Below are 5,014 nucleotides of genomic sequence, written 5' to 3'. Positions count from 1 at the left end.
AACCCGCCCCATCTCCCGGTTGAGCGCCGTGGTCAGCCCGCGCAGTTCCGCCCGAAACTCCCCCCCGGCCCTGCGCACCTCTCCCAGTGTGCCCCGAAACCGGAGCCAGCGCTGCGATGGATCCGCCCAATTGACGCGCCAGCACAGAACCTCCGCATCGTCGAAGCGGCCCTGCTCCAGATCGGCCTCGGTGATCGACGCATCGGACAGCGCGCCAATCGCCTCGGTATTGTCGACCGAAAGGCCGGTGCCCTGCGACAGGGCGAGCGCACTCAACCCCGCATCCGCGCGATAGGTCACATTGTCGAAGCTCAGGGCAACGTCGTGGTCGGTAAAGGCGAATTGCCTGCCGTCCCGCCGCGTCAGCAGCCAAGCGTGGCACAATGTGGTGCAGCCGCTATCCTGAGGCTCCGGCGTATCCACTATCGATGCTCCGCTCATATCCGCACCTCGATCACCGGCACACTGGGCACCTGACCCGCCTGAAAGCTGGAAACGGACGTTAGGATACGGTCGGTGTCGAAGCGGACGGGAACGTCGAATTCATAACCCGCGAAAATCTCGCTCCCCGGATCGGGTGGATGCGCGAAACGGACGATCCCGGTGGCCGGATCGACCTCATATTCCACGCCCTCGCGCAATTCGTCCTGCTCGACCCCGACCCGCACGCTGCCCGCGACCGGTTTCGCGATGGGCCGCCTGTAGGTCTGCGCGCCCGAACGGTATTCCTTGTGCAACTGAAACTCCCGCCTCGTGCCATCCCCGAAACCGATGCTCTGATCGTCGAAAGCGATCGGGGCCGAGGCGCGACCGGACCGGTAATCGGACCAGTCCTTCCAGCGAAAGGCATACATCTGCCCAGCCCGCGCTTCGAAAAAGGCGATGAGCGTCTGGATATCGTCGATGGAGCGCATCCCAAGCCCCGCGTCATAGACCCGGCGCGCATGGCGCCACGGAGTGTTGCGCTCTTCATGTCCGTTCGCCAGCGTGACGATATCGGTCCGGCGTTGCGGCCCCCCCATGGACCCGAAGCTCAGCGAAGGCGGAAAGCGTACATCGTGAAAGTTCATCTGCGTCTCCGATCAGCGGTTGCGGTCGGCGAGCGACAGCGCCCGCCCCATCTGGGCTGCGATCTGGCTCTGACTGCGCTGGAAGCCCTGCACGTCCGGCGTGGTGATATGCATGACGATGGTAGGGGCCGCGCCGCCGCTCCTGACGCCCAGTTTCCCGTCAGGCCCGCGTGCCAGCGGCATGATCGCCTCCGGCCCCGCTTCTCCCATCAGGCCCGCACCGCCACGCATGGGAAAACTGACAGGCCCCGAGACGATCCCGCCCTGCGCAAAAGGCATCACGCGCCCCTGCGAAAACGGCGCGCCATTGGCAAAGGGCAGCAGACTTTCCACCGCCGCGCCCACGCCCTGACTGACCAGCCCGCCCACATGATCCGCCACCGGGCGGATCGCCGCGCGGTAGGCGGTGCGCGACAGGCTTTCCGCCACGCCCCGCAACGCATCCGACAGTTTGACACCGTCAAAGGTCATCCCTTCGAAAGCGCGCCGCAGCCCGCGGCTCAACCCCTTTTCCAGGGTCGCCACATCCTTGCCCGTCGCGGCAAGGGACGTCTGCATCCGCCGCAACTCGCTGTCGAACCCCGCGACCAGCGTTCCCGTCTGCGCCAAGGTACGGTTCAGCGCCTCCGCCTCGCTCTCCAGATCCTGCGTCTCGTCGAAATCGGCCATTCAGCCCTCCTCCTTGTCATCCGGGAACGCGGCCATCAGCGCGGTCAGCCCGTCCCGCGTCATCGCGGGCAGACCGGCCCCCTCGCCCAGCAGCATCCGCAACTCTGCCGGCGTCAGCTTCCAGAACCGGTCCGGCTCCAGCCCCAACCGTCCGAAGGCCATGCGCATCAGCGCGCCCCAGTCGAACGCGGGCGCGGTGGTCATTCAGGCACCGTGAAGGCGCGGGCGAGCAGTTCGGCCGCCGCACGGGCCGCCGCCATCGGTCCGCCGTCGAACTCGGCCCGGTGCAGCGCGTCGGCCTCCACCGGGTTGCCCCCCGCCGCAAGTGCCGCCTGCAACAGCGCCAGCACGTCACCGCCCGAAAAGCGCCGGGTCTCGAACCTTTCGACCAAAGCCACCAGCGATGGCTCGCCCAGCGCCTGCTCCAGTTCCGCCAGCGCCCCAAGGGTCAGCCGCGCCCTGTAGGGCCTGCCGTCCAGCACCACCTCGACCTCTCCGCGCCATGGGTTGGCCATCCTCAGACCCCCGTGTGAGGCGTGAATACCAGCGGCCCCGCCGACTGAAGCGCCAACTCGAACGTCGCCTCGCCATTGTGGTTTCCGGCATATTCGATGGCCGAAACCTGAAACGGTCCTTCGATGAGCCCGAAATCCGGGATGATGATCTGGAAATCCGGCGTCAGCCCATCAAAGAAAAGCTGGCGCGCGCGCTCATCCGTATCGGCATCGCGAAACACACCCGATCCGCTGATCGCCGCCGAGCGGACGCCGCCCCCCGCCAGCAATTCGCGCCAACCGCCTTCGCTGTCCAGCGAAGTGACATCGACGGTCTCCGCGTTGAAACTGACCCGCGTGGCCCGCAGCCCCGCGATTGTCACGAACTGCCCGTCGCTCGTCATGTCCACCTTGACCAGAAGGTCCTTGCCTGCTTGCACGGCCATCGTCATTCTCCTGCAGCTAATGTTTGCGGCACCCCGGTGCCCTTGGTTCAGTCGTCTGCGACCCGCGCGTGGAACCGCAGAACGATCTGGCGCGTCTCGCCCCTGTCCCGCCGCCGCGCCGTGGCCCGGTCAAAGCGCAGGGTCACGAGCCTGCCGCGTGACAAACTCGGCCGGGCATCCTGCAGCGCGTCGCAGACCGCGCCCGCCGCCTGCTTGGCTCGGCGAAAACCGGCGCTGTCTGTCGTTACCTCAACCGTCAGCAGATGCCGGCTGCCGGTTCCGCTCCGGTCAGACGCATCGCGCACGCTTTCTTCCCCGAGCGTGACGTATAGGTTGGGCAGCGGCCCGGCGGGCGCCTGGTCGAAAATCGCCTCCCCCGCGAAAGCGGCCAGCCCCGGATCGTTCCGCAGCAGGTCGAAGATCGCCTCCTGCAGGGCACTGGAAACGGCATAGCTCATGCGCTCACCTCTTCCGTGGTGATACAGGTCAGATAGCGCCCATCCGGACTGCGCTCATGGACCGAAAGGATACGGAACACCCGGCTGCCCTGCCGGAACCGCTGAACCGGCGTGGGCCGATCCGGCGCTCCGATCGGGCGGGCCCGCACCACGATCCGGTAGGACTGCCTGCTTACCGCGGCGCCGCCCTTCTCGGCGGTGCGGCTCGACCGGGCGGAAACCTCTGCCCAGAGAACGCCCAGCGCCGTCCAGACCTGGGTGTAGCCCCCTGCACCGTCAGCGGTGCGCTCCGGCGTCTCCAGCGTCAGCGGGCGCGACAGGACGGGCGCGATCATCGTACCGCCCCCATGCCTAACCGGAACGACCGGTAGCGTTCGATCAGGCTGCTCACACCAAAAGGCATGCAGCCCCCGCTCAACCCGGTATCGTTCCGGTATTCATAGTAATGCGCCGCCAGCAGCATCACCGCCTGCCGCAGATCGGGCGGCACCTCGTCCCAGGCTGCGCCGAACCCGGCTTCCAGCTCGATCTGTGCCGTACCCCCCGCGGGGATGCGCGGCAGGCCGGGGCCGGTGCTGCGCAGACGCGGGCGCTGGCGATCCTGTTCCAGCCAATAGACCTCCGGCGCCACCAGGGTCTGTGCCCCATCCTGCCCGACCAGCACCAGCGACAGCACCTCCCGCACCGGGGCCACGGGCAATGCCTGCGCCGCCCGGTCCGCCCAATACGCAGCTGACCACGTAAACCGGCGCGCCAGCAGAACCTTTCCGGTCCGCCCCTCGACCGCGCAGATGGCAGCGCGCAGGAACTCGGTCAGTACTTCCGCCTGCAGGTCCTCCTGCCCGAAACCTGTGCCCAGCCGAAGATGCGCGGCAAAGGCCGCCGTCGGCAGGGCGGTGTCCGGCACCGGGGTTTCGTCGATCAACATCATGGAACGTCTCCAAATCTTTGGCTTTCGCAAAAGCCGGGCGCACATCGGCCAGCCCTGCTCGGTCGGAGGGAGCAGCTAGACAGGGCATGACCAGAGCGATGCACGCCCGGACCGGAAGCGGCAGGGCCGCTTCCGAATTCGACCGCGCTCAGACGAGGCCGAATTTCAGCAACTTGATGGCGGCGAAATCGCTCACGTCGCCGCCGACGCGCTTGGTGGCGTAGAACAGCACATGCGGCTTGGCGCTGAACGGATCGCGCAGAATGCGCAGGTCAGGACGTTCCGCCACGGTATAGCCAGCGGCGAAATCCCCGAATGCCACGGCCATCGAATCCGTTGCGACATCGGGCATGTCCTCGGCAATCAGTATGGGATACCCCATCAGGCGCGCGGGTTCGGCGGCGGCAAGGCCATCGGTCCACATGAACCGCCCGTCACCGTCCTTCAGCTTGCGCACCACCCCGGCGGTCTTGGAATTCATCACGAAGGTCGCATTGGCCCGGTACTGGGCACCCAGCGCATAGATGAGTTCGACGATCGAATCCGGGCTCAACGCTCCGTCCTGCCCGCTGGGCACATAACCGATCTCGCCCCAGGTCCAGACGTCGTTATGCCCGGTCGGATGGGTCAGCAGGCCGCGCGGCTTGTCGATGCCGTCCCCGGTCAGGAACGCTGCCGCCTCCGCGCGGGCAAACTTGTCCGCGATCCGGCCCGACAGCCACCCCTCGATGTCAAAGGCACTGTCATCGAGCAGACGCTGCGATGCCTTGGGCAGGGCGCTGAGTTCATGCAGCGGGATGGTGATCCGGTCGATCTGCGGGGTATCGGTCTCGGCCACCGGGCCGGCTTCGGTGGCCCAACCGGCGCCCACGTCGGTATGATCCACCAGCACGTCATAGGATGTCGCCTCGACCCGCACCACGGAAGCAATGGCCCGGATCGAAGC

10 protein-coding genes are annotated in these 5,014 nt (G+C 66.9%); all 10 read right to left on the bottom strand.

Going from position 1 to position 5,014, the window contains the following annotated elements; all coding sequences use genetic code 11:
• Window positions 1–441, bottom strand: a 441-nt coding sequence (locus tag A3764_RS09165; protein ID WP_150122121.1) for a DUF2163 domain-containing protein, incomplete at its 3' end; no start/stop codon positions are given.
• Window positions 438–1,070 (bottom strand): DUF2460 domain-containing protein, encoded by a 633-nt coding sequence (locus A3764_RS09160; protein WP_067920985.1) that lies wholly within the window; start codon window positions 1,068–1,070, stop codon window positions 438–440. The genes A3764_RS09160 and A3764_RS09165, both read right to left, overlap by 4 nt.
• A gap of 12 nt (window positions 1,071–1,082) precedes the next feature.
• Complete coding sequence (locus A3764_RS09155; RefSeq protein ID WP_067920983.1) at window positions 1,083–1,739, bottom strand: phage tail tape measure protein; 657 nt, start codon at window positions 1,737–1,739, stop codon at window positions 1,083–1,085.
• Window positions 1,740–1,943, bottom strand: a complete 204-nt coding sequence (locus tag A3764_RS09150) for a rcc01693 family protein (protein WP_067920981.1) — start codon at window positions 1,941–1,943, stop codon at window positions 1,740–1,742.
• Entirely contained in the window at window positions 1,940–2,254 is a 315-nt protein-coding gene (locus tag A3764_RS09145) for a gene transfer agent family protein (protein WP_067920978.1), read from the bottom strand. The genes A3764_RS09150 and A3764_RS09145 overlap by 4 nt, the downstream gene beginning before the upstream one ends.
• 2 nt (window positions 2,255–2,256) lie before the next feature.
• Entirely contained in the window at window positions 2,257–2,679 is a 423-nt protein-coding gene (locus A3764_RS09140; RefSeq protein WP_067920977.1) for a phage major tail protein, TP901-1 family, read from the bottom strand.
• 47 nt (window positions 2,680–2,726) lie between these two features.
• Window positions 2,727–3,137 carry a DUF3168 domain-containing protein gene (locus A3764_RS09135; protein WP_067920974.1) on the bottom strand — a complete coding sequence of 137 codons (411 nt, stop codon included), beginning with the start codon at window positions 3,135–3,137 and terminating at the stop codon, window positions 2,727–2,729.
• A complete protein-coding gene (locus A3764_RS09130; protein WP_067920972.1) occupies window positions 3,134–3,472 on the bottom strand; it encodes a head-tail adaptor protein in 339 nt (112 codons plus the stop codon). The genes A3764_RS09135 and A3764_RS09130 overlap by 4 nt, the downstream gene beginning before the upstream one ends.
• Window positions 3,469–4,068 (bottom strand): head-tail connector protein, encoded by a 600-nt coding sequence (locus A3764_RS09125; protein ID WP_067920970.1) that lies wholly within the window; start codon window positions 4,066–4,068, stop codon window positions 3,469–3,471. Before A3764_RS09125 ends, A3764_RS09130 begins: the two co-directional genes overlap by 4 nt.
• 148 nt (window positions 4,069–4,216) lie before the next feature.
• Window positions 4,217–5,014 (bottom strand): phage major capsid protein (locus A3764_RS09120; protein WP_067951512.1); only part of this gene is annotated, 798 nt, incomplete at its 5' end.

The sequence above is a fragment of the Sulfitobacter sp. HI0129 genome (assembly GCF_001635395.1).
Classification (GTDB): domain Bacteria; phylum Pseudomonadota; class Alphaproteobacteria; order Rhodobacterales; family Rhodobacteraceae; genus Sulfitobacter.
Note: the sequence above shows the minus strand (reverse complement) of the source record. Positions and strands in the feature narration are given on the sequence as shown.